The sequence below is a fragment of the Rahnella sp. ATs2 genome, from assembly GCF_051851855.1.
GTDB lineage: Bacteria > Pseudomonadota > Gammaproteobacteria > Enterobacterales > Enterobacteriaceae > Rahnella > Rahnella variigena.
Genome location: NZ_JBLYPL010000049.1, coordinates 1 through 3,133, shown reverse-complemented (window position 1 = coordinate 3,133; position 3,133 = coordinate 1). Strand labels below are relative to the sequence as shown.

The following is a 3,133-nucleotide window of genomic DNA, read 5'->3' as shown; positions in this document are numbered from 1 at the left end:
ACTCCGCCATACGAACCAATCTCGGAACATTCAGCTGAAAATCTACTTCAAGTCTCTAAAAACACCTTTGGTGTTGTAAGGTTAAGCCTCTCGGGTCATTAGTACTGGTTAGCTCAATGCATCGCTGCACTTACACACCCAGCCTATCAACGTCTTAGTCTTAAACGTCCCTTCAGGTGGCTTAAAGCCACAGGGAAGACTCATCTCGAGGCAAGTTTCGCGCTTAGATGCTTTCAGCGCTTATCTTTTCCGCATTTAGCTACCGGGCAATGCCATTGGCATGACAACCCGAACACCAGTGATGCGTCCACTCCGGTCCTCTCGTACTAGGAGCAGCCCCTCTCAATCTTCCAACGCCCACGGCAGATAGGGACCGAACTGTCTCACGACGTTCTAAACCCAGCTCGCGTACCACTTTAAATGGCGAACAGCCATACCCTTGGGACCTACTTCAGCCCCAGGATGTGATGAGCCGACATCGAGGTGCCAAACACCGCCGTCGATATGAACTCTTGGGCGGTATCAGCCTGTTATCCCCGGAGTACCTTTTATCCGTTGAGCGATGGCCCTTCCATTCAGAACCACCGGATCACTATGACCTACTTTCGTACCTGCTCGAGCCGTCACTCTCGCAGTCAAGCTAGCTTATGCCATTGCACTAACCTCACGATGTCCGACCGTGATTAGCTAACCTTCGTGCTCCTCCGTTACTCTTTAGGAGGAGACCGCCCCAGTCAAACTACCCACCAGACACTGTCCTCACCCCGGATTACGGGGCCGAGTTAGAACATCAAACATTAAAGGGTGGTATTTCAAGGTTGGCTCCACGCAGACTGGCGTCCACGCTTCAAAGCCTCCCACCTATCCTACACATCAAGGCTCAATGTTCAGTGTCAAGCTATAGTAAAGGTTCACGGGGTCTTTCCGTCTTGCCGCGGGTACACTGCATCTTCACAGCGAGTTCAATTTCACTGAGTCTCGGGTGGAGACAGCCTGGCCATCATTACGCCATTCGTGCAGGTCGGAACTTACCCGACAAGGAATTTCGCTACCTTAGGACCGTTATAGTTACGGCCGCCGTTTACCGGGGCTTCGATCAAGAGCTTCTCCTTGCGGATAACCCCATCAATTAACCTTCCGGCACCGGGCAGGCGTCACACCGTATACGTCCACTTTCGTGTTTGCACAGTGCTGTGTTTTTATTAAACAGTTGCAGCCAGCTGGTATCTTCGACTGGCTTCAGCTCCGGGAGCAAGTCCCTTCACCTACGCGCCAGCGTGCCTTCTCCCGAAGTTACGGCACCATTTTGCCTAGTTCCTTCACCCGAGTTCTCTCAAGCGCCTGAGTATTCTCTACCTGACCACCTGTGTCGGTTTGGGGTACGATTTCGTGTTACCTGGAGCTTAGAGGCTTTTCCTGGAAGCTTGGCATCAACTACTTCACCACCGTAGTGGCTCGTTATCACGCCTCAGGGTTGATATGCGACCGGATTTACCAAATCACACCCCCTACACGCTTGAACCGGGACAACCGTCGCCCGGCTAGCCTAGCCTTCTCCGTCCCCCCTTCGCAGTAACACCAAGTGCTGGAATATTAACCAGCTTCCCATCGACTACGCTTTTCAGCCTCGCCTTAGGGGTCGACTCACCCTGCCCCGATTAACGTTGGACAGGAACCCTTGGTCTTCCGGCGTGCGGGTTTTTCACCCGCATTATCGTTACTTATGTCAGCATTCGCACTTCTGATACCTCCAGCAAACCTCACAGTTCACCTTCGACGGCTTACAGAACGCTCCCCTACCCAACAACGCATAAGCGTCGCTGCCGCAGCTTCGGTGCATGGTTTAGCCCCGTTACATCTTCCGCGCAGGCCGACTCGACCAGTGAGCTATTACGCTTTCTTTAAATGATGGCTGCTTCTAAGCCAACATCCTGGCTGTCTATGCCTTCCCACATCGTTTCCCACTTAACCATGACTTTGGGACCTTAGCTGGCGGTCTGGGTTGTTTCCCTCTTCACGACGGACGTTAGCACCCGCCGTGTGTCTCCCGTGATAACATTCTTCGGTATTCGTAGTTTGCATCGAGTTGGTAAGCCGGGATGGCCCCCTAGTCGAAACAGTGCTCTACCCCCGAAGATGAGTTCACGAGGCGCTACCTAAATAGCTTTCGGGGAGAACCAGCTATCTCCCGGTTTGATTGGCCTTTCACCCCCAGCCACAAGTCATCCGCTAATTTTTCAACATTAGTCGGTTCGGTCCTCCAGTTAGTGTTACCCAACCTTCAACCTGCCCATGGCTAGATCACCGGGTTTCGGGTCTATACCTTGCAACTTGACGCCCAGTTAAGACTCGGTTTCCCTACGGCTCCCCTATTCGGTTAACCTTGCTACAAAATATAAGTCGCTGACCCATTATACAAAAGGTACGCAGTCACCCAACAAAGTAGGCTCCCACTGCTTGTACGTACACGGTTTCAGGTTCTATTTCACTCCCCTCGCCGGGGTTCTTTTCGCCTTTCCCTCACGGTACTGGTTCACTATCGGTCAGTCAGGAGTATTTAGCCTTGGAGGATGGTCCCCCCATATTCAGACAGGATGTCACGTGTCCCGCCCTACTCATCGAACTCACAACATATGCATTTTTGTGTACGGGACTATCACCCTATACTGTGCGACTTTCCAGACGCTTCCACTAACACATACGCTGATTCTGGTTCTGGGCTCTTCCCCGTTCGCTCGCCGCTACTGGGGGAATCTCGGTTGATTTCTTTTCCTCGGGGTACTTAGATGTTTCAGTTCCCCCGGTTCGCCTCATTACACTATGTATTCATGTAATGATAATGTGTCGAAACACACTGGGTTTCCCCATTCGGGTATCGTCGGGTATAACGGTTCATATCACCTTACCGACGCTTTTCGCAGATTAGCACGCCCTTCATCGCCTCTGACTGCCTAGGCATCCACCGTGTACGCTTAGTCGCTTAACCTCACAACCCGAAGGTGTTTCCACCGTCGCGCTGCGATTATTTGAGAGACTCTGTTACAGACTAATCCACCACTCAGTACTTCTACGGAGAGTGATGTTCAGCTGTAAACTTTCAATTTTCAGCTTGTTCCAGATTGTTAAAGAGCAA

At 51.8% G+C, this 3,133-nt stretch carries 1 rRNA gene; it reads right to left on the bottom strand.

Going from position 1 to position 3,133, the window contains the following annotated elements:
* Nucleotides 1–77: 77 nt before the first annotated feature.
* Nucleotides 78–2,986: ribosomal RNA gene (locus tag ACJY2G_RS25425) — 23S ribosomal RNA — on the bottom strand.
* Nucleotides 2,987–3,133: the final 147 nt, after the last annotated feature.